Origin of the sequence: Halorubrum tropicale, from assembly GCF_001280455.1 — an archaeon.
In the GTDB taxonomy this organism is placed as follows: Archaea; Halobacteriota; Halobacteria; order Halobacteriales; family Haloferacaceae; genus Halorubrum; species Halorubrum tropicale.
Genome location: NZ_LIST01000004.1, coordinates 352,400 through 375,407 on the forward strand (window position 1 = coordinate 352,400; position 23,008 = coordinate 375,407).

Below are 23,008 nucleotides of genomic sequence, written 5' to 3' on the forward strand. Positions count from 1 at the left end.
GGGCCGCCGAGTCAGCCGACCGACTCCCAGCTCCGGTACAGCGCCACGCCGAACGCGAAGACGATCCCGCCGACCCCGACCTGTCTGCCGACCGTCCCGAAGTCGCCGTCCAGGCCGGCGACGACCGCTCTGACGGTCATCACCAGCGTGACGAGGGCGACGAGTGCCAGCACCGCGTGCCGTGTCTTCATGCCTAAGCGCAGTCGCCTCGCCACCCAAAGCGATGGCTTGGCGCAGGACAACTTTCGGACCCGCGGGCGGGCCCCGCGTCACAGCCGAGGGCGCGGCGGCGGCCGCTCCGCGGTCGGTTGTCCTGTGCCAACTCCGGGGTTATGGAGGCGGAGCGATCAGTGTCACACGGAGAGGCCGACCGCGGCGCGCGTCGGAGCGACCCTCCAATCCGCATCCACTACGACATGATCGACCCAGTACTCGCAAGCCGATTCCAGTTCGCCCTGACGACGATCGTCCACATCATCTTCCCGGTGATGAGCATGGGACTGGCGCCGTTCCTGATATACTTCACCTGGAAGGACGTTCGGGGCGGCGACCCGGTGTACGAGCAGTTGCGTCGCTTCTGGACGAAGATATTCGCCATCTCGTTCGTCGTCGGGACGGTCACTGGGATCGTCTTGGAGTTCGAGTTCGGGACCAACTTCGCGGCGTTCTCGACGACAGCGGGCGAGCTGTTCGGCGGCCCGCTCGCCGTCGAGGGGATGATGGCGTTCATGCTGGAGGCGACGTTCCTCGGCATCTTCGTGTTCGGTCGCGAGCGGGTCTCCGACCGGTTGTACTTGGTGTCCAGCCTCGCCGTCGGCGTCGGCACGTGGCTGTCCGCGGTCTGGATCCTCATCGCGAACTCGTGGATGCAGATGCCGCGCGGCTACGAGCTCGTGACCGAGAACGGGCGGGAGGTCGTCCACCTCGTCGACCCGCTCGCGGCGTACCTGACTCCGCGGTTCGGCTACATGTACGTCCACATGCAAAACGCCGCCGTCGAGTCGGTCGCGCTGTTCATGGCCGGCGTCTCCGCGTACTACGTCTATCGACACCACGTCTGGGGAACGAAGTCGGAACACATCGAATTCTGGCACAAGACGCTCAAGATCGCGCTGGTCGCGCTACTAATCACAGCCCCGCTACAGGTGCTTCAGGGCGACCTGTACGCGAGGCACGTCTATGAGACGCAGCCGCAGAAGTTCGCTGCCATGGAGGCGGTCTGGGACACCGAGGCGTACGTCCCGGAGTATATCTTCGCGATCCCGACTGACCTGAGCCAGTTCACGGATCCGCGCGCGAAGGAGCTGTTCGGCCTCGGCATTCCGGGCGGGGCGTCGTGGCTCGCCAGCGGAGGCGACGCGACTGCGGAGATACGCGGGCTGAACACGTTCGAGACGGAGGCGCCCCCCGTCGCGATCGTGTTCTGGTCGTTCCGCGCGATGGTCGGGATGGGCTTCTGGTTCATCCTGCTGGCGTTCTGGGGCGGCTACCGGTGGTTCACCGGCGAACTGTTCGAAGACGGACTGCTCCACAAGGCGCTGATGGCGTCCAGCCTGCTCGGCATCGTCGCGGTCGAACTCGGGTGGGTCGTCACGGAGGTCGGCCGCCAGCCGTGGGTGATCCAGGGCGTGTTGAAGACGAGCGAGGGGGTGTCGCCCGGTCTTACCGGCGGGGAGGCGCTGCTCACGCTCGTGGGGTTCGTCGGGGTCTACACCGGCATCCTCGCGCTGTACACGTACGTCGTCGCGGGGGTTATCCGCGACGGACCACCGAGCGCGCGCGAACTGCGGTCCACCGCGGAGCGCGACGCGGGGACCGCGGAGGTGCCCGGTGATGACTAGCGCCGTCGACGCGCTCGCGGGGGGGCCGGTGTTCGGCCTGCCGCTCCCGGAGCTGTGGTTCTCGCTCGTGTTCGCCCTGCTCGGGACGTTCCTGTTCCTCGACGGCTTCGACTTCGGCGCCGGCGCGATCTTCGCGACGCTCTCCGACGACGAGGCACGCGAGGCGGTGCTGTCGGCGATCGGGCCGTTCTGGGACGGTAACGAGGTGTGGCTCGTCGTGTTCGGCGGCGCGCTGTTCGCCGCCTTTCCGTCGGTGTACGCGGGGCTTTTCAGCCGCCACTACCTGCTGATGTTCGGCATCCTCGGCGCTCTCATCTTTCGGGGACTGGCGCCGGAGATGTACGAGCAACGCCACGACGCGCGGTGGCGGCGGTGGTGGGGGCGGTCGTTCGTCGCCGGCAGCGTCCTCGCGCCGTTCCTCCTCGGCGCGTTCGCGGGGAACTGGCTCGTCGGAACCCCCCGGTCGCTCACGCTCATCGGCGTCGTCACCGGGGTCGCCGTCACGGCGCTGACCGTCGTCTCCGGCGCCGCGTTCCTCCGGCTGAAAGCGCGAAACGCGCTGCCCGAGAGGGTTACAGATATCGGCGTCGGGGCCGTCGCGACGTACCTCCTCGCGGCCGTCGCGACCCTCGGCGTCTTGGCGACTCGGCTCCCGACCGGCGTCGACGCGGTGCTGTCGCCGCCGGTGGTCGCGCTGGTCGTCGCCTCCGTCGCACTCGGCGTCGGCTACGGCGTCGCCCTTCGGCGCGGGGCGAACCTCGCCGCGCTCGCGGCGGCCGCGGGACTGACGTACGGACTGATCGCGGTGGTCGCGGTCCTCATGTATCCGCGCATCGACCCGGCGACCGGGGCGACGGTCGGGGACGCCGTCGTCTCGACGTTACCGCTGAACCTCATGTCGATCGGCGCGGCCCTGCTGTTGCCGCTGGTCGCCGCGTACTTCGTCGTCCTGTACTCGGCGTTCAGCGGCCCGATCACGGCCGAGGAGGCGTACTGAAATGAGCGACGGATCGGAGGCGCCCGCGACGACACGTCGCTCGCCTGTCGGAACGCTACTGCTCTCGCGCGTGCTCATCACGTGGGCGGAGCTCCTCGTCGTCGGGTTCGGCGGGGCCGTCGCGGGCGGCGCCGCGTCCGGCCCGCCGCAGCTCGTCGTCTACTTCGCGACGGTCCTCGCCGCAGTCGCCGTGGTCATGTTCAACGTCGACAGGCTCGTTGCGGCGCGCGTCCGGGAGGCGACGTGATCGGACCGCCGCGTCCGACGTCAGTCCGACCGACGGTTCGACCGCCTGAGCGGTCCGACGCCGTGACGCTTGGCGACGATGCCGAACAGCAGCGCGGCGCTGGGGAGGAAGAGCAGTGCGCCCAGCGCAGTGACGGTGTCGTCGTGGGTCAGTCCGAGGCCGAACCCGCCGATCCCGGCGACGAGCGCGACGAGGGCCGGGATCAGGAGACGGTTCCGGAGCGCGGTCGGCGTCTCGCGACCCGAGGGTGACTGCGCCATACGAGACAACGTAAGTACGTCGAGCCCATATCACACGCGTTGTCGAGGGACAACTCCCCGCCGAGGCGCGGGCGCTCGCTGACCGGCGACCGCGATACCGCCGGCCGTGAGACCCTCGACGACCGCAAGACCGTCGCCGCGAACCGCGCCCGCACGACCGGACCAGTTCACCGACAGATGCACGACTTCAGCTTCGAAATAACGTACGAGCCCGGCGCCGACGAGTACGTCGACCTGTTCATCGACCGCGGCTCCCTCCAGTCGAAGGCGACCTACTCGTGTCTCGACCCCGCGGAGCTGTGGAAGCTCGAATCGGTGACCGGCGAAGCGGCCGACCTCGCCGCCGTCGACGAACTGCTCTTGGACGAGTCCGTCGACCGCGAGTCGATCAGCGGTCGGGCGTGTCGCTCGACCCGTGCGACGAGCCTGCTGACCGAAGAGCAGCGGCGGCGTGTGGCGTACACGTACGTCTCCGACGTGGACTACTGCGAGTCCGTTCCCCTCATCACGGCGAAGTACGTCGACGGGGGCGTCCTCTTCGAGCAGACGCGGTCCGGCGACACGGTCCGTTGGCGCGTGCTGGTCCAGGACGACTCGAATATCGGGCTGTTGTACGACACGCTGTCCGCGAAGCTCGGCGACGGGCTGTCGTTCTCGTTCGAACACCTGACCGAGGTCGACCACTGGGAGAGCGAACTGCTCTCTCGGCCCGATATCGCGGCCGAACAGCGCGAGACCCTGCTGCTCGCCGTCGAACGCGGGTACTTCGAGACGCCGCGAGACGTGACGCTCGACGAGCTCGCGGCGGAGCTCGACGAGCCGCGTTCGACGGTGTCGTACCGGCTTCGACGCGCGACCGCGGAGCTGGCAAAGCGGTTCGCCGACCAACAGTCATGACCGCAGAAACCCCACCCGACGACGATCAGCGGAGACCGGCAGCCGCGTCGCTAGAGGGCCGGTACCCGACGGACGTGCTCGTCAGCCCCGACTGGGTCGACGCCCGGATCGACCGGTTCGCCGCGGCCGACCCCGACCTGCGGCTGCTCGAAGTCGACGTCAACGCCTCGTTCTACGGGGAGGGACACGCGCCCGGCGCCGTCGGCGTCGACTGGCGCACCGAACTCCGGTCGGCGACGGCGCACGACATCCTCTCCCCGGCAGAGATGACCGCCTTCCTCGAATCGAACGGGATCGACGAGGAGACGACCGTCGTCATTTACGGCGACAACCGGAACTGGTTCGCGGCCCACCTGTACTGGCAGCTCACCTACTACGGCCACCCGGATGTCCGGATCATGGACGGCGGCCGCGAGTACTGGACGGAACACGGCTACCCGACCACGACGGAGCCGGCCGACCCGCCCGCCGTGACGTACGGCGACGCCCCCGAAGCGCCGGCCAGACCGGGGGTGCGTGCCACGCGAACGGACGTGCGGGCAGCGCTCGACGCCGACACGGAGTTCGTCGACGTGCGACTACCCGAGGAGTTTCGGGGGGAAATCACGAAGCCGCCCGGCAGCAACGAGGGGGCGATGCGGGGCGGCCACATCCCCGGGGCGACGAACGTGTTCTGGGCCGAGAACGTCCGCCCAGACGGCCTGTTCAAGTCTCGCGAGCGGCTTTCGGACGTGTACGAATCCCGGGGGATCTTCCCCGACGACGACATCATCGTCTACTGTCGGATCGGGGAGCGATCGTCGGTGACGTGGTTCGTGCTCGAGGAACTGCTCGGCTACGAACGCGTGCGGCACTACGACGGGTCGTGGACCGAGTGGGGAAACATGATCGGCGTCCCGATAGACGTCGGCGAACCGGACGACGGTTAGCCGGCTCCCGTCCTCGGCGGCCGTCAGCCGCCGCCACCGGGGCGCGGCAAGTCACCGCCCCCGGCCGAGGAGAGAGGTCGTTGTCCTACGACAAACGGACACATTAGCTCCTGTACACACAATCTTCGGCGATGACTGGTTCTCACGCCGAACCGATGGCGAGGCGCACAGGAAGCCGGTGGGGCGGCCGGCGAAGCGAACTCGTACCGCCGGTCGGTCACGATGAGTGACGCCGGCTCGAAGCGCGACGAGTCGGGGACCGTCCGGCGGCTCTTGGACGCACTGAGCGAGGAGACGAACCGGACGATCCTGTCGGAACTCGACGAGCCGACCTCGGTCGCCGAACTCGTCGACGCGTGCGACATCCCGATGTCGACGGTGTACCGGCGCTTGGATACGCTCGAGGAGATGGACCTAGTGACCGAGCACGTCGCGATCGACGCCGAGAAGGGGCGATATCGACTGTACGAGCGCAACGTACGCCGCGTCACGATCACCGTCGACGACGACGGACGGCTCGGGACGCGGGTCGAGCGCCCGGCGGGGAACCCCGACGAGACGGTGACGTGGCGGCCGGACGGAGAGTGACGGACGTACGGCGACGGCCGGGGGACCGTCGCCCCGCCCTCTTTTATTCCGGGAGCGCCTACGGCGGACGATGAGCGGGAAACCGACGGTCGGGGAGTACATGACCCGCGAGGTGGAGACGGTGAGCCCGGACGAGACGGTGGCGACCGTCGCGCGTCGCATGGCCGACAGCGACGGCCACAACGGGTTCCCGGTCACCCAGGGCCGCACCGTGGAGGGGTTCGTCTCGGCCGGGGACCTGCTGCTCGCCGACGACGACGCCCCCGTGTTCACGGTGATGACGGAGAACCTGATCGTCGCGCACCCGGACATGAAGGTGACCGACGCCGCGCGGGTGATCCTTCGCTCGGGGATCCAGCGGCTCCCCGTCGTCGACGATGCCGACAACCTCGTCGGAATCATCTCGAACACCGACGTGGTCCGCTCGCAGATCGAGCGCGCCACGCCCGGCAAGGTCGGGAAGCTGATGCGGACCCTCTCGCAGATCCACGGCGTCGAGCTCGACGAGGAGCGCCGCGAGGTTGCGATCGCCGACCTGACGCCGACGCAGGCGCGCGTGTACGCCGACGAGTTAGAGGGCCGACAGTACGAGCTCGAACACGGGCTCGCGGAGCCGCTCGTCGTCATCGACAACGGCGGCACGCTCTACCTCGCCGACGGCCACCACCGGGCCATGGCCGCCCGCGAGGGCGGCATCGAGGCGATGGACGCGTACGTGATCGTCCCGCGGACGACGATCGACCTCGGAATGGCGAAGACGGCGGAGAAGGAGGGGCTCCGGGTCGTCGACGACATCGAGGTCGTCGACTACGCGCGCCACCCCCTCGTGGAGACGACGAAGCGGCTCCAGTGAGGCGTCGCGCGGAACCCCGTCCGTAGGCTTTTGTAAGTTGACGTAGACGTTCCGCGCATGGGATCACGCATTCGACGCGCACTCTCTCGGGCGGCGTTCGCCGCGGTCGGCGCGGCCGCCGGCGCCGCGGTCGGCGGACTGATCAGCAGACAGGCGGCCTCCAGCGGCGGCGCCCTCGGCGCGCTCGCGGGCGCGACGATCGCGGACGTGCGCTCGGACCCGGGCGGCTTCCTCGACGCGCTCCGCTCCGACGAGGACGAGGCGCTCGACGACGCAGACGGCGCGGCGACCGCCGGCTGAGTCGCTCTCCGCCGCGCCGCCGCGCGTCGGCGTTCGGGAACGCCTATACGACGGGAACGAGTAGCGACGGCCGATGACCGACACCGACGCCGACGCGGGGTGGTTCTCGCGGTCCGACGCGGGCGACGCGGCCGACGCCGCCCGCGACCGGCTCGCGAACGGCGAGGCCGACCGGCCCCGGGACTGGCCGGCCCTCGCCGTCGAGTCCGGGTTCGCCGACTCGACCGACGACTATTACGACCGGCTCCACGAGGCGAGCGTCGCGGCGGCCCGCGAGGCGGTCCGCGAGCGGGAGCGCGCCGACGACGCGCAGCTGATCCACGCGGTCCGGGCGATGGACGACGCGGAGCGCGTGGCCAACGAGCTCGCCGAACGCGCCGTCGAGTGGGCCGGGAGCCTCTTCGACGACGTGGGGTCCGGCGTCGAGGGCGCCCGAGCGATCGCGGCCCGCGAGCCGGAGAGCGAGGTCGAGCGGCGGGCGGTGTCGCTCGCGGCGCGCGCCGCCGACCTGGACGACGAGCGGGCCGAACTCGCGGCGACGATCGGCCGGATCGCGCCCGCGGTCGCGCCGAACCTCACCGAGATGGCCGGGCCGGAGCTCGCCGCGCGGCTGATCGCGCTCGCGGGCGGGCTGGAGTCGCTCGCGAAGAAGCCGTCGGGGACGGTCCAGGTGCTCGGCGCCGAGGACGCGCTGTTCGCGCACCTCTCCGGGCGGGCCCCCTCGCCGAAACACGGGATCATCTACACGCACGAGTTCGTCCGCGGCACGCGCCCGGCGGACCGCGGCTCGGCGGCGCGCGCGCTCGCCGGGAAGCTGTCGCTCGCGGCGCGGGCCGACCACTACGCCGGCGAGCGACGGGCGCAGCTTCACGAGGACCTCCGAGAGCGCATGGCGACGATCCGAGCCCGGGCAGACGAGGGCGCCGAGAGCGACGGCAACGGTGCGGCGAGCGACGGAGGGGCCGACCATGAGTGAGCCGTCTCTTCCCGACGGCGTCGAGCGCCGCGAGATAGCCGGCGAGGAGCGGCTCGCGACCCGCGGCGAGCCGGTGTACGGCGAGCCGACGGCGGACGGCTGGCGCGCGTGGGAGCCCGAGCGGTCGAAGCTCGGCGGGATGCTGGAGTTGGGACTGGAGACCGGGCTCGCGGGCGGGGAGACGGTCCTCTACCTCGGCGCCGCGAGCGGGACGACCGTCAGCCACGTCGCCGACTTCGCCGGGCCGACGTACGCGGTCGAGTTCGCACCGCGGCCGGCGCGGGACCTGCTCGACGCCGCCGAACCGCGCGACCGACTCTTCCCGCTGCTCAAGGACGCCCGGCGGCCCGGGACGTACGCGCACGTGGTCGAGGCCGACGTCGACGCGGTCGTCCAGGACGTTGCCACGCGCGGGCAGGCCGACGTGGCCGTCCGCAACGCGCGGTTCCTCGCCGACGACGGCCGGCTGCTGCTCGCGGTCAAGGCGCGCAGCGAGGACGTGACCGCGGCGCCGGAGGAGGTGTTCGAGGGCGCGCTCGACCGCCTTCGGGACGCGTACGAGGTCCTGGAGACGCGGCGGCTCGACCGGTTCCACGAGGACCACCTCGGCGTGGTGGCGACGCCGAAGTAGCCGCGCCGCGGCGGTCGGTCACTCCGCCGGTTCGAAGATGTCCTCGATCCGACAGCCGAAGTGGTCGGCGAGCTCGAAGGCGAGCTCCAGCGACGGGTCGTAGCGCTCGCGTTCGATGGCGTTGATCGTCTGGCGAGTGACGTCGACGGCGGCGGCTAGGTCGGCCTGGCTCTCGCCGGTCTCCTCGCGCCGCTCGGGGATGTCGTTTCTCATGCGGTCCGCTTGTAGTAGAAGATAGACACGCCGAACACGACGTACACTCCAAAGAGCGTCAGCATCGCGCCGTAGAACTCGCCCGGGAGCGTGACGACGCCGCTCTCGTGTAAGGCGAGTCCGCCCGGCGCGCCGAGGACGAAGAGGTACGCGAAGACGTTCAGCGTGTTCTGGCTGGCTTTGCGCTCGATAGCGTTGTCGCGCTCGTCGTACAGTTCGACCGGGCTGAACCGCTGGACCAGCCCCATACCGAGGCCGCCGGCCCAGTACAGAGCGACGCCGAGGACGAAGCGGTCGGCCGCGATGCCGATCCACAGGGCGAGAATACCGGCGCCGAGCAGTCCGTAGGCGATGCGCTTGTACCGTTTTCTGGTGGAGGGCCGAGTGGTCGCGGAGGCGGTGTGTTCGCTCATGGTGGGAGTAAAGCGAGCGAGAACTGCATGTAAAACTCGCTTTACAGTAAAAGACACTTTACGTTTGCTAATAAAACTGTCGCCGGCGAAGGTTCTGATAGGAAACGCGTCGAGGGGGTTCTAAACCGCAATTCACCGCTGTTTCACCACGACGGAGGCGAGAAGCCGGCGTCTTCGAGGATGGGCTTCCAGCGCTTCTGGACCGAGAGCCGGGAGACGTCCATCGCGTCGGCGACCGCCGACTGCGAGCGCTCCTCGCCGCGGATCAGTCCGGCGGCGTAGAGGCTGGCGGCGGCCGCGACGCGCTTCCCGCGGTCGTCGTCGGGGGCGCGCGAGAGGAACAGGTCGACCGCGGTCGAGCGCGTCTCGTCGTCGAGGTCGAGCGAGGCGCACGCCTCGTCGAGCAGTTCGATCCACGCCTCGTTGTCGACTCGGTCGCTCGCCCGGTACACGCGGCGAGGTAGTCGAGGGAGGGATATAAACGCCCGCGTCGACGCCCCGGAGTCGCCCGCGGTCGCCGCCGTTGAGTTCCCCGCGGTCGCCGGTCTCAAGTCGCACGCGCACGTAGCGCGCGTATGTCGACGCAGACGTGGGACGAGACGCGGGTCCGCGCGCTTCACGACGACCTCGTCGAGCTGTACGACCCGGTCGACCGAGTCGCCGAACACGGCGCGGACCCGACCGCGGAGCCGGGCGAGGGCGTCCGGCAACTGGTGACGACGATCCTCTCGCAGAACGTCGCCGACGAGAACACGCGACGGGCCGCCGAGGCGCTGTTCGAGCGGTACGACGACTTCGCGGCGATCGAGGCCGCCGACCACGAGGAGCTGCGCGAGACGATCCGAGTGGCCGGGCTGCCGGACCAGAAGGCCGCGCGCATCCAGCGCGCGCTGACCGCGATCCGCGAGGAGACCGGCGGCGCGTACTCGCTCGCGTTCCTCGACGCGATGGCGACCGACGACGCGAAGGCGTGGCTGACGGAGATCAAAGGCGTCGGGCCGAAGACCGCCAGCGTCGTGTTGAACTTCCACTTCGGGAAGCCGACGATGGCGGTCGACACCCACGTCGAGCGCGTCTCGAAGCGGTTCGGGCTCGTCTCGGAGTCGGCGTCGAACGAGCGCGCCCACGAGGAACTGGACGCGCAGGTGCCCGACGAGCTGATCTACCCGCTTCACGTGTTGTTGATTCGGCACGGTCGCGAGCACTGTTCGGCTCGGGGCGCGGACTGCGACAACCCGGTGTGTGAAGTCTACTGCGACTGCGAGTACTGCTGATACGTCGAGTAGGGAGCGATTCGTGACCGGTTCGAAGTGAATTCTGCTGGTCGCTCGGCGGCGACCGCTTCCCGAAGCACCGCACAGCGGCCCCACGCCTTCCCAGCCTCGTCGCTGGCTCCGGCGGCGCCAGCGACTCCCCCGCGCGTGCTCCTCGCGGCCTCCGCTTCGCTCCGGCCGCTCGCGGACACGCGCCGCCGCACGATATTGACGAATCGTATCGCCGCTGTCGGTTCGTCAGGTTCTTTACTCGGTTCCGCGTACGCTGGTTTGCGCGCGGGTTGCCGAGCCAGGCCAAAGGCGTAGCGCTTAGGACGCTATCCCGTAGGGGTCCGCCGGTTCAAATCCGGTCCCGCGCACTGAGCGAAGGAGCAAGAGCGGATTTGTAACCCAGAGGACGAGCGAAGGGAGTCCTCGCGGTTCGAATCCGGTCCCGCGCATACTGCCTCGAACGAACGTGAGAGGCATTTCGGCGCAGGTTCGGACTCCTTCGCTGTCTGAATCCGTGTTAGTAAGGTCGGTACGTCTACTTGACCGCGGCGCTCGAAGCGCGCTATCGGGAGTAGCTCGCCGCTCGGAGGCTATGCCGGCCACGTCCTCCAACCGCACCTCCTGTTGCCCGTAGTACTCGCCGTCGACCGTACAGGACCCGCCGCCGTCGGCGAAGCAGACCTCGCCGCGCTCGTCGTGACCGAGCGACGCGGGCGCGGCGACGAGTGCGGCGCTGGCGTGACGCATCGTTACTGGACCTCCGAACCGGAGACACATAACCGTCGTTTCAGCCGGCGACCAGATGAGCGGTCGGACGGGCTCGCCTCGCCGCGGCGCACCCCGACGTGGATTCCGCGTGCGGGCCGCTCGTCGCCGAAACGACACCGCCTTGTCGATCGGTCGCGAACCGGATCCGTGACGCTCCGACGCGACGTGCTCGCGGCGGTCGACGCCGACCGCGGCTCGTTCCGGCCCGCGCTCGCGGCGCTTCTCGACGAGTACGAACTCGCGCTCGGGAGGGCCCCGACGCCGGTCGATCACCCCGACGACCGGACGGAGCGCGAGGCGCGCTTCGTCGACCGACTCCGGGCGCTCGACGACGCGCCGATCGGACTCACGCTCACCGGTCCGGCGTACCGCGACACCCCGATCGTCTACGTCAACCGCTGGTTTCGCGAGTGGACCGGGTACCCGCTCAACGAGCTCCGCGGCCGGAACCCACGACTGTTTCAGGGCCCCGACGCCGACGAGGGCGCCCGCGCGGACTTCCGCGAGGCGCTGTCGACGTGGTCGGCGGTCACCGTCGAGCTCCGCAACCGCCGCCGGGACGGCGCCCCGTTCGCGAACCGGGTCGCGCTGCGGCCGCTGTTCGGCGACGCGGGAACCGTCACGCACTGGGTCGCCGCGCAGGAGCCGCGGCCGATCGAGGGGTCGGACGCGGGCGTCGAGTGAGCGAGCGCTCGTCCTCGCCGCTCACCGCAGCGTCGACGTGGGGACGACCGACGGGAACGCGCCGCTCCCGGTCGCGTCCTCGACGACCGCCTCGGCGACGTGTTCGCCGCTGAGGAGGCACATCGGCATCCCGATGCCGGGGTTCGTGTACGCGCCGACGTAGTAGAGGCCGCCGACGCCGGGCGCGCGGTGCGCCGGCCGGAGCGGGCCGGTCTGGCCGAGCGTGTGCGACAGCGCCAGCGCGGTGCCGCGGGGCGCGTTGAACCGCCGCCGGAAGTCGGAGACGCAGGCCGTCTCCTCGAAGACGATCCGGTCGCGGAAGTCGACGCCGGCGTGCTCGGCGAGGTCGTCGAACACCAGGTCGCGGAACCGCTCGCGCGTCTCCGGGCCGTCCTCCAGCCCGGCGGCCAGCGGCACGAGCAGGAAGACGGCCTCGTGGCCCTCGGGCGCCGCCTCCGGGTCCGTCTTCGAGGGGACGTGGACGTAGTACGCCGGGTCGTCCGGCCACCCCGGCTCGTCGAAGATGGCGTCGAAGTGCGGCCGCCAGTCGGTCGGGAACACGAGCGTGTGGTGGTCTAAGTCCACCTCGCCCTCGACGCCGATGTACGAGAGGTACGCCGAGGGCGCGTACGTCCGCGACTCCCAGTACGACTCGCGGTCGACGGTCCCGGCGGGGAGGAGCTCGCGCTCGACGTGGGGCGGGGCGGCGTTCGCCACGACGCGGTCGAAGCGGGCCGAGCGGGGCGACGCGCCCGATTCGCGGGGCGCCGACTCCACGGTGAACTTCGGGATCGACGCCGGGACCGACGGCTCGATCGCGGTCACCGGCTCGCTCGTCCGGATCGAGACGCCGAGCTCCCCGGCGAGGTCGGCCATCGCGTCCACGACGCTCGCGATCCCCCCGACCGGGTGGTAGACGCCGAGGTTCATGTCGACGTGGCTCATCAGCGTGTAGATCGCCGGCGTGTTGTACGGCGAGCCGCCGAGGAAGACGAGCTTGTACTCCGCGATCTGGCGGAGCTTCTCGCTGTCGAAGTAGTCGCCGACGTAGTCGTCCATCCCCCGGAGCTTCGGGAGCGCGCGGCCGGACCGGAGCACGTCGGCGTCGACCATGTCGCGGAGCCGCGAGCGGCTCGGGTAGACGAACCGGTCCATGCCCAGCTCGTACGCCTCCGCCGCGTCCGCGAGGTAGTCGTCCAGGACCTCCCCCGCGCCCGACTCGTAGGACTCGAACAGCGCCTTCTGCCCCTCGCGGTCGGCGGGCATCGACGCGCGGTCGCCGTCCTTCCAGATCACCTCGTACAGCGGATCGAGTTCGATCAGTTCGTAGTAGTCGTCGGTCGAGCGCCCGAAGTGCTCGAAGAAGCGGTCGAACACCTCCGGCATGAGGTACCACGAGGGCCCGGTGTCGATCCGGAACCCGTCGCGCTCGATCCGCCCGGCGTACCCGCCGGGGTGGTCGTTCCGCTCGAAGAGCGTCACGTCCGCACCCGCGTCGGCGAGGTGGCTGGCCGCGGCGAGCCCGCCGAAGCCGGCGCCGACGACCGCGATCGACTCCCCGGCGAGCGGCTCGCCCGCGTCCGACCGCCCCGCGTCCGGTTGGGGTGACATTACGTCGTGATAGGCGGCCGACCACGTTTACCCTGCGGTCATACCATGTTAGGGGCGTCGCCGTCGGTCGGATTTCGCGCGTCCGTCAGGGGTCGTCGCCGACGCCGTCGCCTTGGAGGCGCCGGGCGCCGAGCGCGAACAGGCCCAGCCCGATCAGGTAGAGCCGCCACCCGCTGTTCGCGACCGGGAACCGGCGGTCGACCGGCTCCGCGACGTCGAGGTCGGGGTCGCGCGGCTGGACCGGGTTGTCGACGTGGACCGACTCGCTGGTGCCGCCCGCGCCCGCGTCGACGGTCCGGCTCCCCGTCTCCGGGTCGATCCGCACGTCGACGAACGTCTGGACGACCCCGTCGGCCGTCGAGTAGAGGATCTGGCCGTCCAGCTGGAAGAAGCGGTCGCGGAGCGGCCAGAGGGCGTTGACCCCGTCGAGGTGGGTCCAGTCGATCGCGACGTGCGCGAAGACGTGGACGAAGAGGGCGACCCACGCGACGGCGACCCACCGCGGCGAGAGCCGCTCGCGAACCAGCGACCGCTCTCGGACGCGCGTGTCGTAGTACAGCGCCAGTGCGCCGACGCCGGGGAGGACGAAGTTGTGCCCGACGGTGCGGTGCGCGCCCTCCATGACGACGCCGAGGAAGCTGTCCGCCTCCGGGAGGACGAGGACGACCAGCAGGACCGCGAGCGCCCGCCGGTCGTAGTACGCGCCGAGCAGCCCGGCCGCGAGCAGCAGCGCGAACCCGGCGTGGACGACCGTCGAGGGCATTCAGCGGGGCACCTCCGGGGCGTCCGTCGCCTCGCCGCCACGCCGGAAGCGGACCGCGAGCGTCGCGGCCGCCGCGGCGGCGACGACCAGCTGCCACCCGCCGTCGACGAACCGGAACTCGCGGTCCGCGGCCGGGTCGAGGCCGGGGCGCCCGTCGGGGTTGACCCACGAGGCGACCGGGTCCGCGACCGCGCCGCCGGCGGTCCGGAGCGGCAGGACGCCGGACCCGTCGCCGCCGAGCGCGAGGAACGTCTGGACGACCCCCTCCTGCGTCGAGAACACGAGCCGCCCGCGGACGACGTATCGCGCGTCCTCCAGCGGGTACAGGAGCGCCGCCCCCTCGCCGGCGAACAGCGCGGACCCGATGCCGGCGACGACGAGCGACGCGAGCGCGACCCACGCGACCCGCACGCCGTGGCGACCGAACCGGTCGCGGAGCGCCGACGCCGGGCGCAGCGACGCGTCCCAGTAGACCGCCGCGCCGACGAGCAGCGGCGCCCAGACGGCGTGGAGGAGGGCGTTCGTCGCGCCCGGGACGACGAGGCTCGCGGCCGCGTCGAGGGAGGGGACGAGCGCGGCCGCGACGACGACCGCGACCGTCCGCCGGTCGAACGCGCCGCCCAGCAGCGCGGCCGCGAGCAGCGCCCCGACGGCCGCGCTCACGAGCGTCGGAGCCATACCCGTCCTGACGCTCGGAGGCGAATAAGCGCTCCGGGCGGGTCAGCCGCGGTCGTCCGGGTCCGGGTCGGGGTCGGCCGGGTCGGCGTCGAACTGGAAGCCGTCGGCGTCCGGCTCGCCGTCGCTGTCGGCGCCGCGGTCGTCGCTCCCGTCGGGGTCGTCAGCCACCTCGCGGTCGCCGTCGCGCTCGACCGTGACCCGGTCGCCGTCGTCCCCGCCGTCCGACTCGTCGCTCTCCCCGAGCAGCGCGACGGCCATCAGCCGGGCGCCGCCCGCGATCAGGTTCGTCAGGTGGAGGCCGACGAGCAGGCCGACGACCCCGACGCCCGTCGCGAGGGCGGCCTCCGGGGCCGTGTCGATCGCCCACACCGCCGGCTCGCCGTTCACCTCGCCGAACTGCGGCGCGTAGGGGTATCGAACCGGGGCGCCGACGAGCGCGAGCGACCGCGCGAGGACGGCGAGCGGCGCGAGCGCCAGCACCGTGACCCAGAACTTCAGCGAGACGAACCCGAGCCCCCGCCAGGTCGACGGCGCCGACAGGTACGCCCCGACGGTCGCGACCGCACCGGCGGAGCCGTCGGTCGCCGGGGCCTGGAGGTCGTCCGGCGCGACCAGGTCGGTTCCGAGCAGGCGGTTCGCCAGCCACCGTTCGAGCCCGGCGGCGATCCGCGAGGCGACGACGGCCCCGATCAGGACGCCGACCCCGACGAGGGCGACAGAGAAGACGAGCCCGAACGCGAGCGCGAACGTGACGAACCCCGAGTAGACGACCCAGAGCGGGACCGCGATCAGCAGGTACAGCAGGCGGCGATACGTGCGGCCGTCGGCGACGACGCCGACGACCGGAAGGGCTGCCAGCGGTCGGAGGGAGACCATATCCCGACTGGTTCGCCGCCCGACAAAAATCGATCGCTCGACGGCGGTCGGCCCGCCGCGGGGAGCCGGCTCAGCCGAGGAAGAAGTCGATCGCGTTGCCGGACGACTGGCCCTTGTACAGCTCGGAGTAGCCGCACTCCGCGCAGGAGACGACCACGAACCGTCGGTTCTGGACGTCGAACATCTTGGTGAGTCCCGTGCCGCTGGTGGCTATCTCGTCCGTCTCGGTCTCGGTGCCGCCGCACTTCGGGCAGCCGTCCTCGCCGCCGCCGAGTGACTGCGGCCGGTCGTCGGTCGCCGCCTCGCCGCGGCCGGCGGGCGACCCGCCGTCATCGCGCTCGCTCTCGTCCGTCGATTCGTCGCCGCCGAAGACGGAGTACTCCGTGTCGTCGGTTTCGGAGGGCATCGATCCCTCCTGCTCGGCCGAGGAGTAAACGTCTTGTGCCGTCGCTAAGCGGACCCGTCGTCATCGTCCTCTCCGTCGCCGAGTTCGTCCGCGAGCGCGTCGGCGACGCCCGTGTAGCCGGCCGGCGTGAGCGCGTTCAGCTCCGCGCGGACCGACTCGTCGACGTCGAGGTCGTCGAACAGCTCGCGGAAGTCGTCGAGCGTCACCGACCGGCCGCGCGAGAGCGCCTTCACGCGCTCGTAGGCCTCGGTGTCGCCCTCGCGGCGGAGGATCGTCTGGACTGCCTCGCCGATCACTTCGGGGGTCGCGTCCAGTTCCTCGCGCATGACAGCCTCGTTCGGGACGACCTTCCCGAGCCCGTCGGCCGCCTTCGAGTAGCCGATCAGGCAGTGCGCGAGCGCGGCGCCGACGTTGCGCTTGACGGTGGAGTCGGAGAGGTCGCGCTGGAGCCGGGAGGCGGTCACGTAGTCGGCGAGGAAGGTGAGGTCCGAGTTCGCCTTCGAGAGGTTCCCCTCGCTGTTCTCGAAGTCGATCGGGTTCACCTTGTGCGGCATCGTCGACGAGCCCGTCTCGCCCTCGACGGCCTCCTGGCCGAGGTAGCGGTCGGAGACGTACAGCCAGGCGTCGAGGTCTAAATCGAGGAGGACGTTGTTGACGCCGCGGAGCGCGTCGAACAGCGCCGCGAGGTCGTCGCAGGGGTTCACCTGCGTCGCGAGCGCGGTGTGCTCCAAGCCGAGCCCGCGCACGAACGACGCGGAGAACGCCCGCCAGTCGACGTCGGGGTAGGCGGCGTCGTGGGCCGCGAAGGTGCCCGAGGCGCCGGCGAGCTTCCCCGAGAGGTCGCCGTTCGCGACGACGACCCGCCCGAGCGCGCGGCCCAGCCGCGCCGCGTACACGGCCATCTCCTTGCCGAAGGTGGTCGGCGTCGCGGGCTGGCCGTGGGTGCGCGCCAGCATCGGGGTGTCGCGGTGCTCGCGGGCCAGTTCGGCGAGGGCGTCGCGCACCTCGCGGACGGCGGGGACGATCACCTCGCTCACCGCGTCCTTGACGAGGAGCCGGTGCGCGAGGTTGTTCACGTCCTCGCTGGTGAGCCCGAAGTGGATCCACGGGTACAGCGGCTCGGCGTCGTCGAGGGGCGCGTCGGGGGCCTCCGCGACCTCGGCCAGCCGGACGCGGAGGAAGTACTCGACCGCCTTCACGTCGTGGTTGGTCGCGTCGTACCCCTCGGCGCCCTCGGTCTCTAGGGCCTTGGTCAGGCGCGCGTCCTCCGCCGAAAACCCCTCGTACAGCTCCCGGAGCGCCGCTTCGGTCGCCTCGTCGAAGCCGATCGGCGTCGCCGAGAGCGCGCCCAGCGCGACCAGGTACTCGACCTCGACGCGGGTCCGGGCGCGCATCAGCGCGGCCTCGCTCGCGTACGGAGACAGCGGCGCCGTTCGGCCGGCGTAGCGGCCGTCGAGCGGCGAGACGGCCGCGAGCGGGTCCGACCGTGACAGCCCCGAGATGGCATCGTCGGTCATGCCCGCGACTGCCCCCGGAGCCAGCAAAAGCGTGTCGATAGGGTGTCGCACGGACGTGGATCCGAATCCGCCTCGAACCGCCCCAAAACCACTCTCCGATCCCCGATCGTGTACACACACGCGGCGCGGACCGCAATCGATATACCCGATCGGTCGGACGTTCGCGTATGAAGATCGCGGGACTCGCGAGCAACCGGGGACGGAACCTCAGACACATCGCCGACGCCGCGCCCGGCGGGGCGGAGCTGTCGGTCGTCCTGACGAACCGCGAGCAGGCGCCCGTGTTGGGCGCCGCGACCGAGCGCCGGATCCCGACCGAGGTCGTCGAGCGCGAGGAGGGGGAGTCGCGCGCATCACACGAGCGCCGGATCGTCGAGCGGCTCTCGGACTACGACGTGGACCTCGTCTGCCTGGACGGCTACATGCGCGTGCTCACCGACGAGTTCCTCGACGCCCTCCCGACGACGCTGAACGTTCACCCGTCGCTGCTCCCGTCGTTCCCCGGCGCGGACGCGCACGAGCAGGTCCTCGACGCCGGTGTCCGGACGACCGGCTGTACGGTCCACGTCGTCACCGAGGAGGTCGACGCCGGCCCCGTCGTCACTCAGGAGCCGATCCCGGTGTACGAGGACGACGACGCCGACTCGCTGAAGGCGCGCGTCCTCCGCGAGGCCGAGTTCACGGCGTACCCGCGGGCGGTCCGCTGGTTCGCCGAGGACCGCGTGACCGTCGAGCGGGACGCCGACGGGGAGCCGGTCGGCGTCGCGGTCGACGGCGACGTGGGCGGCGACTTCCCGGAGCGGCGGTTCGTCTCCGAGGAGCGGTCCGCGTCGCTGCGCTACGGCGAGAACCCGCACCAGGACGCCGCCCTCTACGTCGACGACGGCTGCGAGGAGGCGAGCGTCGTCGAGGCCGACCAGCTGAACCCCGGCGCGAAGGGGATGGGGTACAACAACTACAACGACGCCGACGCCGCGCTCGACCTCGTCAAGGAGTTCGACGACCCCGCGGCCGCGGTGATCAAGCACACGAACCCCGCGGGCTGTGCGGTCGGCTCGGACCTCGCCGACGCCTACGACCGCGCGCTGCGCACCGACGCGAAGTCGGCGTTCGGCGGCATCGTCGCGCTGAACCGCGAGTGCGACGCCGACACCGCGACCGCCGTCGCCGACTCGTTCAAGGAGGTCGTCGTCGCGCCCGGCTACACCGACAGCGCGCTCGACGTGCTCCGCGACAAGAAGAACCTCCGCGTGCTCGACGTGGGGCCCCTCGGCGAGGGCGACGAGCGCTTCTCCGAGCGGTTCACGGAGAAGCCCATCGTCGGCGGGCGCCTCGTCCAGGAGCGCGACCGACAGTCGCCGACCGCCGACGACCTGGAGGTCGTCACCGAGCGCGAGCCGACCGACGAGCAGGTCGAGACGATGCTGTTCGCGTGGAAGACGCTGAAGCACGTGAAGTCGAACGGCATCCTCTTCGCGACCGGCACGGAGACGGTCGGCGTCGGCATGGGGCAGGTCTCCCGCGTCGACGCCGTGACGCTCGCGGCGATGAAGGCCGAGAAGGACGCCGAGGGCAAGTCCGCCGAGGGGGCGGTGATGGCCTCGGACGCCTTCTTCCCGTTCCCGGACGCTATCGAGGAGGCGGCCGACGCGGGCGTCGAGGCCGTCATCCAGCCCGGCGGCTCGGTCAACGACGAGGACGTGATCGCCGCGGCCGACGAGCGCGACATGGCGATGGCGTTCACCGGCTCGCGCTGCTTCCGGCACGATTAGCCTTCGCCGACGCCGAGCCGGCTTAGCTCCGTGGACCGCCGTCGGGGTACCAAACGGCCTGCCCCGGCGTGTGGTGGTGCCAGTAGTCGTCCTCGCGAACCAGTCGCGCGTCGCGCCACCGGAACCGAGCGTTTGCGACGTACGAGAACGGGTCGGGCGTCTCGACCGGAGTCAGAATCGAGCGCTGACAGGCGGTGAAGCCGCGGCGCGTGCGGTCGCTGGTGGACTCGAACCCGTGGTCGACCGCGTCGTCGCCCCGGTCCTCCTCGCGTCGAACGGTCAGTCCGTCGGTCTCGCCCGTCGGCGGCGCGGTCGCGTGGAGCGGGTCGTCGAACGACGCGACGAGCCGGATCCGGTCGGCGTCGTAGCGGTCACCGCCGTCGTCGACGCCCCCGCGGTCCCGGATCGTTCCCCGCATCGAGAGCACCACCCGCGTGCGGTCCGGGCCGGGCGCGATCCGAAGGGCGTCCCGGCGGGTGAAGCGTCCCGCCTCGTTGCGGCCGTGGACGTACGCGGTGCCGAGCGCCCGCCCCCGGTCGTCGAACCCGTTCGGGTACCCCGGAAGCTCCGGATCTACCTCGCAGGCTGCGTGGGGCGGGTTCAAGATGCGGTCGAGCGCGTCCGGGAGACCGCCCGGCACGCCGACGCCCTCGAAGACATGCGTGGCGAGGACCTCACCGTACGGGACTACGGCAGCGACGCGCGTCGTCGGCTCCCAACTCTCGCCGGCGAGGCCGTACGCTCGTCCGTCTTCCGCGCAGAGCGCCGCCAGCGTCGCCTGCGCGTCGCGGCCGACGACCGCGACCGGCGTGACCCCTCGCAACGCGGCAAGCGCCTCGTCTCGGTCCGGGTCCGTCGCCGGAAACAGGGCGAGCCGGCCGCCCGTCGGGTCCCCGACGGTGAGTGGCTCCGCGCCGTCGGGCAGCGACACGCCGTCGGCGACGTAGAGCGGGTCGAGGTCGGCGAGTCGGACCGGCGGGGGCGACGCCGACAATCCGTCGAGACGGGCGTTACAACCGGCGACGCCGCCGGCGAGTCCGGTCGCGACCGACGCGAGGAGGGAGCGACGCGAGCGGGGAGGCATGCGCGCTTGGGTACTCCGCCGCGACACGTCAATCCTTGGGCGTCGCGCTACCCGTCCCGGTCGCTCGGGACGTACTGGTCGAACTCGGGGTCGGCCGAGCGGGCGAGCGGGCGGAACGCCCGCTCGCCGTCGACCCGGAACTCCGCGATCCGCGACTGTCCGGGGCCGGTGAGGTAGCCGACGTAGGACATGGCGAGCGCGTACGTCGCGTCGTGTCGCGCGGGGTTGACCGGGATGACGGCGTACTCGTTCCGGAGGAGCGGCGGCGGGTCGTCGATGCCGCGGTCGACGTGCCGCGCCAGGGCGCCGTCGCCGCCCACGGCGAGGAAGGTGCCGCGGTCGACGAGCGTGTACGCGCCCGACTGCCGGGCGGCGATCAGCGTGTCGCCCATCCCCTGACCGGTTTCGAGGTACCACTCGCCGCCGGGGTCGACGCCCGCCTCGTCCCAGATCCGTCGCTCGCGGATGTGGGTCCCCGAGCGGTCGCCGCGCGAGAGGAACGTCGCGCCAGCGTCGGCGACGGCCTCGAACGCCGCCACCGGATCGCCTCCCGCGGCGCCCGCGAGGTCGTCGGGCGGCCCGACGACCAGGAAGTCGTTGACCATCACCCGCCGTCGGTTGATCCCGTGTCCCCCCCGGAGGAACTCGTCTTCCAGCGGGCGGGCGTGGACGAGCACGGCGTCGCAGTCGCCGTCCCGGGCGGTCCGCAGCGATGCGCCCGTCCCGCGCACGACCGACTCCACCCGCGCCCCGAACCGGTCGGCGTACCCCCGGTTCAGGACGGGGAGCAGCCCGCTGTCGTACGCCGTCGTGGCGGCCGCGAGCGTCACCGTGCCGCGGTCGGCGGGGCGCTCCTCGGCCCGGGTCGTACAGCCGGCCAGCGAGGCGGCACCGCCGAGGCCGAGCGCCCGCAGGTACTGTCGACGGCGCATGCGTAATGTAGTTGGAATCGTACACACTTCGGTAAGAAGTAATCGGTCGTTGTTTCTATTCGGGAACGCGGTTCGCCCAGATGCGGTCGACCTCCGTCGTCCCGTCGAACCGACAACCCCACGCGGACCGCCGGATCGACGGCGCTTTTTTCTCGGGATCCCCTTGGCTCGGATCGGAGACGACCGTGGCGAAGTTCGGCAACTCGGTACGGCTGCTCGGGGACCGCGAGTTCGCGGCGCTCGCCGGGACCGCGTTCGCGCGCAGTCAGGCGTACTCGACGATCCTCATCGCCCTCGCGCTGTACGCCGACCTCTTCGGGACCACCGGGTTCATCGAGGGGCTGTTCGGGACCGCGTTCGCGATCGTTCAGCTGGTCATCGTCCTCCCGCTGGGGCGGAAGGTCGACACCGGGAACGCGAAGCGGTGGCTGCTCGGGGGCTTCCTGATCAACGTCGCCGTCTTCGTCGGCTTCGCGCTGGTCGACAGCTCCGTCCACATCGTCCTCGTGCGGATGGTCCAGGGCCTCGGCGCGAGCGTCCTCTGGATCACGGGCGCGACGGTGATCGGCGAGATCAGCCCGGACGACGAGCAGGGGCGGTGGCTGGGCTCGTACAACCAGTTCGCCTCCTTCTCGTCGCTCGCGGGCGACCTCGTCGGCGGCTACCTCCTGTACGCCTACGGGTTCTCCGAGACGTACCTCGTCTTGACGCTCGTCACGCTCGCGGCGTTCGCCCTGGTGTTCGCGTTCCTGCGCGACAACCCCGGCGGGCGGAAGGATCCCGAGGACGCGGGCGGGATCGAGACGTTCCGGTCGCTGCTCGGGCTCCCGATGCTGCGCGCCTTGGTCTTCTTCCGGTTCACGTTCAGCGTCGGGAAGATGGCGGTGATCATCTTCCTCCCAATCTACGCGCGGACGACGTTCGGCATCTCGGCGTTCGCCATCGGCTGGATCATGGCGGGCGGGAAGCTGACGAAGGCGCTCACGCAGGGGTTCGTCGGCGACCTCACCGACCGCTACGAGCGCACGTACCTGTTCGTCGCCGTCGGCGCGCTCCTGTACGGCGTCGGCACCGCGACCATCCCGCTCGCGGCGTACTTCGAGGGGACCCTCTCGCCCGTCACCGTCTCGTACCTCGGCGACTCGCAGACGCTCGGCGGGGCCTTCTTCGCGCTGTTCGGCGCCTACTCGCTCCTCGGGATCGCCGACTCGATACGCCTCCCGGCCAGCATGTCGCTGTTCGTCAGCGAGGGCGAGGCGTACGACTCCGTCGCCAGCGCGATGAGCCTCCGGTCCGTCTCGTGGAAGGTCGGCCAGGTCGTCGGGCCGGTGCTGGTCGGCGTCACGATGGACGGGACGAGCACGGAAGCCGGGTTCCTCCTCGCGGCCGGGTTCATCGCGTTCGCGACGGTCGGCTTCGCGTGGCAGGCGCGGGGCGCCCACCGCGCGGCCAGCGACCCGGGCCCGGCCGTCCCGAGCGACGACTGACCCGCGCCGGCGCGGCGCAC

General features: G+C 71.1%; 27 protein-coding genes and 1 tRNA gene. 15 read left to right on the forward strand and 13 right to left on the reverse strand.

The window, feature by feature from the left end:
- Window positions 1-11 precede the first annotated feature (11 nt).
- Window positions 12-191: a hypothetical protein gene (locus AMR74_RS12055; protein ID WP_053772302.1), complete on the reverse strand. Its 180-nt coding sequence runs from the start codon at window positions 189-191 to the stop codon at window positions 12-14.
- A gap of 225 nt (window positions 192-416) precedes the next feature.
- On the opposite strand from AMR74_RS12055, the gene AMR74_RS12060 reads away from it, so the two are divergent.
- From AMR74_RS12060 to AMR74_RS12070, 3 genes are read left to right on the forward strand one after another with little or no spacing between them, the layout of a single operon-like run.
- Entirely contained in the window at window positions 417-1,841 is a 1,425-nt protein-coding gene (locus AMR74_RS12060) for a cytochrome ubiquinol oxidase subunit I (protein ID WP_053772374.1), read from the forward strand.
- The gene (gene cydB, locus AMR74_RS12065; protein ID WP_053772303.1) at window positions 1,834-2,838 is read left to right on the forward strand and encodes a cytochrome d ubiquinol oxidase subunit II; all 1,005 of its coding nucleotides are present in this window, start codon (window positions 1,834-1,836) and stop codon (window positions 2,836-2,838) included. Before AMR74_RS12060 ends, cydB begins: the two co-directional genes overlap by 8 nt.
- 1 nt (window position 2,839) lies before the next feature.
- Window positions 2,840-3,085, forward strand: a complete 246-nt coding sequence (locus AMR74_RS12070; RefSeq protein ID WP_053772304.1) for a hypothetical protein — start codon at window positions 2,840-2,842, stop codon at window positions 3,083-3,085.
- 20 nt (window positions 3,086-3,105) lie between these two features.
- On the opposite strand, the gene AMR74_RS12075 is transcribed toward AMR74_RS12070, so the two are convergent.
- Window positions 3,106-3,345: a hypothetical protein gene (locus AMR74_RS12075; RefSeq protein ID WP_053772305.1), complete on the reverse strand. Its 240-nt coding sequence runs from the start codon at window positions 3,343-3,345 to the stop codon at window positions 3,106-3,108.
- A gap of 177 nt (window positions 3,346-3,522) precedes the next feature.
- Between AMR74_RS12075 and AMR74_RS12080 the strand changes: the two genes are divergently transcribed.
- The 7 genes from AMR74_RS12080 (at window position 3,523) to AMR74_RS12110 (ending at window position 8,519) form a co-directional block, all read left to right on the forward strand.
- Window positions 3,523-4,242: a helix-turn-helix domain-containing protein gene (locus AMR74_RS12080; RefSeq protein WP_053772375.1), complete on the forward strand. Its 720-nt coding sequence runs from the start codon at window positions 3,523-3,525 to the stop codon at window positions 4,240-4,242.
- The gene (locus AMR74_RS12085; protein ID WP_053772306.1) at window positions 4,239-5,171 is read left to right on the forward strand and encodes a sulfurtransferase; all 933 of its coding nucleotides are present in this window, start codon (window positions 4,239-4,241) and stop codon (window positions 5,169-5,171) included. Before AMR74_RS12080 ends, AMR74_RS12085 begins: the two co-directional genes overlap by 4 nt.
- 222 nt (window positions 5,172-5,393) lie before the next feature.
- Entirely contained in the window at window positions 5,394-5,759 is a 366-nt protein-coding gene (locus AMR74_RS12090; protein WP_053772307.1) for a winged helix-turn-helix domain-containing protein, read from the forward strand.
- A gap of 70 nt (window positions 5,760-5,829) precedes the next feature.
- Entirely contained in the window at window positions 5,830-6,612 is a 783-nt protein-coding gene (locus tag AMR74_RS12095; RefSeq protein ID WP_053772308.1) for a CBS domain-containing protein, read from the forward strand.
- A 57-nt stretch (window positions 6,613-6,669) separates the two neighbouring features.
- Window positions 6,670-6,912, forward strand: coding sequence for a hypothetical protein (locus tag AMR74_RS12100; protein WP_053772309.1), 243 nt, complete (start codon window positions 6,670-6,672; stop codon window positions 6,910-6,912).
- Window positions 6,913-6,985: 73 nt separating this feature from the next.
- Window positions 6,986-7,888 (forward strand): NOP5/NOP56 family protein, encoded by a 903-nt coding sequence (locus AMR74_RS12105; RefSeq protein ID WP_053772310.1) that lies wholly within the window; start codon window positions 6,986-6,988, stop codon window positions 7,886-7,888.
- Window positions 7,881-8,519 (forward strand): fibrillarin-like rRNA/tRNA 2'-O-methyltransferase, encoded by a 639-nt coding sequence (locus AMR74_RS12110; protein ID WP_053772311.1) that lies wholly within the window; start codon window positions 7,881-7,883, stop codon window positions 8,517-8,519. The genes AMR74_RS12105 and AMR74_RS12110 overlap by 8 nt, the downstream gene beginning before the upstream one ends.
- Window positions 8,520-8,537: 18 nt before the next feature.
- On the opposite strand, the gene AMR74_RS12115 is transcribed toward AMR74_RS12110, so the two are convergent.
- The 3 genes from AMR74_RS12115 to AMR74_RS12125 all read right to left on the reverse strand — a co-directional run bounded on the left by AMR74_RS12115 (window position 8,538) and on the right by AMR74_RS12125 (window position 9,597).
- The gene (locus AMR74_RS12115; protein WP_053772312.1) at window positions 8,538-8,732 is read right to left on the reverse strand and encodes a helix-turn-helix transcriptional regulator; all 195 of its coding nucleotides are present in this window, start codon (window positions 8,730-8,732) and stop codon (window positions 8,538-8,540) included.
- Entirely contained in the window at window positions 8,729-9,145 is a 417-nt protein-coding gene (locus AMR74_RS12120; RefSeq protein ID WP_053772313.1) for a DUF2178 domain-containing protein, read from the reverse strand. Before AMR74_RS12120 ends, AMR74_RS12115 begins: the two co-directional genes overlap by 4 nt.
- Before the next feature lie 143 nt (window positions 9,146-9,288).
- Window positions 9,289-9,597: a hypothetical protein gene (locus AMR74_RS12125; RefSeq protein WP_053772314.1), complete on the reverse strand. Its 309-nt coding sequence runs from the start codon at window positions 9,595-9,597 to the stop codon at window positions 9,289-9,291.
- Window positions 9,598-9,720: 123 nt separating this feature from the next.
- Here AMR74_RS12125 and AMR74_RS12130 point away from each other — a divergent pair, with 123 nt between their 5' ends.
- From AMR74_RS12130 to AMR74_RS12140, 3 genes are all read left to right on the forward strand, one after another.
- Window positions 9,721-10,419, forward strand: coding sequence for an endonuclease III domain-containing protein (locus tag AMR74_RS12130; protein ID WP_053772315.1), 699 nt, complete (start codon window positions 9,721-9,723; stop codon window positions 10,417-10,419).
- Window positions 10,420-10,693: 274 nt separating this feature from the next.
- A tRNA-Leu gene (locus tag AMR74_RS12135) sits at window positions 10,694-10,778 on the forward strand.
- A gap of 547 nt (window positions 10,779-11,325) precedes the next feature.
- Entirely contained in the window at window positions 11,326-11,862 is a 537-nt protein-coding gene (locus tag AMR74_RS12140) for a PAS domain-containing protein (RefSeq protein WP_053772316.1), read from the forward strand.
- 21 nt (window positions 11,863-11,883) lie between these two features.
- Here the strand turns inward: AMR74_RS12140 and AMR74_RS12145 are convergent, their stop codons facing one another.
- The 6 genes from AMR74_RS12145 to purB form a co-directional block, all read right to left on the reverse strand.
- Entirely contained in the window at window positions 11,884-13,473 is a 1,590-nt protein-coding gene (locus tag AMR74_RS12145) for a phytoene desaturase family protein (protein ID WP_053772317.1), read from the reverse strand.
- 85 nt (window positions 13,474-13,558) lie between these two features.
- A complete protein-coding gene (locus AMR74_RS12150; protein WP_053772318.1) occupies window positions 13,559-14,236 on the reverse strand; it encodes a metal-dependent hydrolase in 678 nt (225 codons plus the stop codon).
- On the reverse strand, window positions 14,237-14,914 hold the full coding sequence (locus tag AMR74_RS12155; protein WP_053772319.1) for a hypothetical protein: 678 nt from the start codon (window positions 14,912-14,914) through the stop codon (window positions 14,237-14,239). It lies immediately after the preceding gene.
- A gap of 42 nt (window positions 14,915-14,956) precedes the next feature.
- The gene (locus AMR74_RS12160) at window positions 14,957-15,790 is read right to left on the reverse strand and encodes a sensor domain-containing protein (protein ID WP_053772320.1); all 834 of its coding nucleotides are present in this window, start codon (window positions 15,788-15,790) and stop codon (window positions 14,957-14,959) included.
- Window positions 15,791-15,860: 70 nt separating this feature from the next.
- Window positions 15,861-16,196: a zinc ribbon domain-containing protein gene (locus AMR74_RS12165; RefSeq protein ID WP_053772321.1), complete on the reverse strand. Its 336-nt coding sequence runs from the start codon at window positions 16,194-16,196 to the stop codon at window positions 15,861-15,863.
- A 44-nt stretch (window positions 16,197-16,240) separates the two neighbouring features.
- Complete coding sequence (purB, locus tag AMR74_RS12170) at window positions 16,241-17,713, reverse strand: adenylosuccinate lyase (protein WP_053772322.1); 1,473 nt, start codon at window positions 17,711-17,713, stop codon at window positions 16,241-16,243.
- A gap of 167 nt (window positions 17,714-17,880) precedes the next feature.
- Between purB and purN the strand changes: the two genes are divergently transcribed.
- Entirely contained in the window at window positions 17,881-19,485 is a 1,605-nt protein-coding gene (gene purN / locus AMR74_RS12175) for a phosphoribosylglycinamide formyltransferase (protein WP_053772323.1), read from the forward strand.
- A gap of 22 nt (window positions 19,486-19,507) precedes the next feature.
- On the opposite strand, the gene AMR74_RS12180 is transcribed toward purN, so the two are convergent.
- Window positions 19,508-20,569: a hypothetical protein gene (locus AMR74_RS12180; RefSeq protein WP_053772324.1), complete on the reverse strand. Its 1,062-nt coding sequence runs from the start codon at window positions 20,567-20,569 to the stop codon at window positions 19,508-19,510.
- A 47-nt stretch (window positions 20,570-20,616) separates the two neighbouring features.
- Window positions 20,617-21,501 (reverse strand): substrate-binding domain-containing protein, encoded by an 885-nt coding sequence (locus tag AMR74_RS12185; RefSeq protein WP_053772325.1) that lies wholly within the window; start codon window positions 21,499-21,501, stop codon window positions 20,617-20,619.
- A gap of 185 nt (window positions 21,502-21,686) precedes the next feature.
- On the opposite strand from AMR74_RS12185, the gene AMR74_RS12190 reads away from it, so the two are divergent.
- Window positions 21,687-22,988 (forward strand): MFS transporter, encoded by a 1,302-nt coding sequence (locus AMR74_RS12190; RefSeq protein ID WP_053772376.1) that lies wholly within the window; start codon window positions 21,687-21,689, stop codon window positions 22,986-22,988.
- Window positions 22,989-23,008 lie beyond the last annotated feature (20 nt).

What these genes read in the sequence shown, in the direction of transcription:
- AMR74_RS12055 (WP_053772302.1), bottom strand. Translation starts at nt 191, where the DNA reads ATGAAGACACGGCACGCGGTGCTGGCACTCGTCGCCCTCGTCACGCTG.
- AMR74_RS12115 (WP_053772312.1), bottom strand. Translation starts at nt 8,732, where the DNA reads ATGAGAAACGACATCCCCGAGCGGCGCGAGGAGACCGGCGAGAGCCAG.
- AMR74_RS12070 (WP_053772304.1), top strand. Translation starts at nt 2,840, where the DNA reads ATGAGCGACGGATCGGAGGCGCCCGCGACGACACGTCGCTCGCCTGTC.
- AMR74_RS12145 (WP_053772317.1), bottom strand. Translation starts at nt 13,473, where the DNA reads ATGTCACCCCAACCGGACGCGGGGCGGTCGGACGCGGGCGAGCCGCTC.
- AMR74_RS12085 (WP_053772306.1), top strand. Translation starts at nt 4,239, where the DNA reads ATGACCGCAGAAACCCCACCCGACGACGATCAGCGGAGACCGGCAGCC.
- AMR74_RS12105 (WP_053772310.1), top strand. Translation starts at nt 6,986, where the DNA reads ATGACCGACACCGACGCCGACGCGGGGTGGTTCTCGCGGTCCGACGCG.
- AMR74_RS12080 (WP_053772375.1), top strand. Translation starts at nt 3,523, where the DNA reads ATGCACGACTTCAGCTTCGAAATAACGTACGAGCCCGGCGCCGACGAG.
- cydB (WP_053772303.1), top strand. Translation starts at nt 1,834, where the DNA reads ATGACTAGCGCCGTCGACGCGCTCGCGGGGGGGCCGGTGTTCGGCCTG.
- AMR74_RS12165 (WP_053772321.1), bottom strand. Translation starts at nt 16,196, where the DNA reads ATGCCCTCCGAAACCGACGACACGGAGTACTCCGTCTTCGGCGGCGAC.
- AMR74_RS12185 (WP_053772325.1), bottom strand. Translation starts at nt 21,501, where the DNA reads ATGCGCCGTCGACAGTACCTGCGGGCGCTCGGCCTCGGCGGTGCCGCC.
- AMR74_RS12075 (WP_053772305.1), bottom strand. Translation starts at nt 3,345, where the DNA reads ATGGCGCAGTCACCCTCGGGTCGCGAGACGCCGACCGCGCTCCGGAAC.
- AMR74_RS12090 (WP_053772307.1), top strand. Translation starts at nt 5,394, where the DNA reads ATGAGTGACGCCGGCTCGAAGCGCGACGAGTCGGGGACCGTCCGGCGG.
- AMR74_RS12110 (WP_053772311.1), top strand. Translation starts at nt 7,881, where the DNA reads ATGAGTGAGCCGTCTCTTCCCGACGGCGTCGAGCGCCGCGAGATAGCC.
- AMR74_RS12150 (WP_053772318.1), bottom strand. Translation starts at nt 14,236, where the DNA reads ATGCCCTCGACGGTCGTCCACGCCGGGTTCGCGCTGCTGCTCGCGGCC.
- AMR74_RS12120 (WP_053772313.1), bottom strand. Translation starts at nt 9,145, where the DNA reads ATGAGCGAACACACCGCCTCCGCGACCACTCGGCCCTCCACCAGAAAA.
- AMR74_RS12155 (WP_053772319.1), bottom strand. Translation starts at nt 14,914, where the DNA reads ATGGCTCCGACGCTCGTGAGCGCGGCCGTCGGGGCGCTGCTCGCGGCC.
- AMR74_RS12130 (WP_053772315.1), top strand. Translation starts at nt 9,721, where the DNA reads ATGTCGACGCAGACGTGGGACGAGACGCGGGTCCGCGCGCTTCACGAC.
- AMR74_RS12060 (WP_053772374.1), top strand. Translation starts at nt 417, where the DNA reads ATGATCGACCCAGTACTCGCAAGCCGATTCCAGTTCGCCCTGACGACG.
- AMR74_RS12095 (WP_053772308.1), top strand. Translation starts at nt 5,830, where the DNA reads ATGAGCGGGAAACCGACGGTCGGGGAGTACATGACCCGCGAGGTGGAG.
- purN (WP_053772323.1), top strand. Translation starts at nt 17,881, where the DNA reads ATGAAGATCGCGGGACTCGCGAGCAACCGGGGACGGAACCTCAGACAC.
- AMR74_RS12180 (WP_053772324.1), bottom strand. Translation starts at nt 20,569, where the DNA reads ATGCCTCCCCGCTCGCGTCGCTCCCTCCTCGCGTCGGTCGCGACCGGA.
- AMR74_RS12160 (WP_053772320.1), bottom strand. Translation starts at nt 15,790, where the DNA reads ATGGTCTCCCTCCGACCGCTGGCAGCCCTTCCGGTCGTCGGCGTCGTC.
- purB (WP_053772322.1), bottom strand. Translation starts at nt 17,713, where the DNA reads ATGACCGACGATGCCATCTCGGGGCTGTCACGGTCGGACCCGCTCGCG.
- AMR74_RS12100 (WP_053772309.1), top strand. Translation starts at nt 6,670, where the DNA reads ATGGGATCACGCATTCGACGCGCACTCTCTCGGGCGGCGTTCGCCGCG.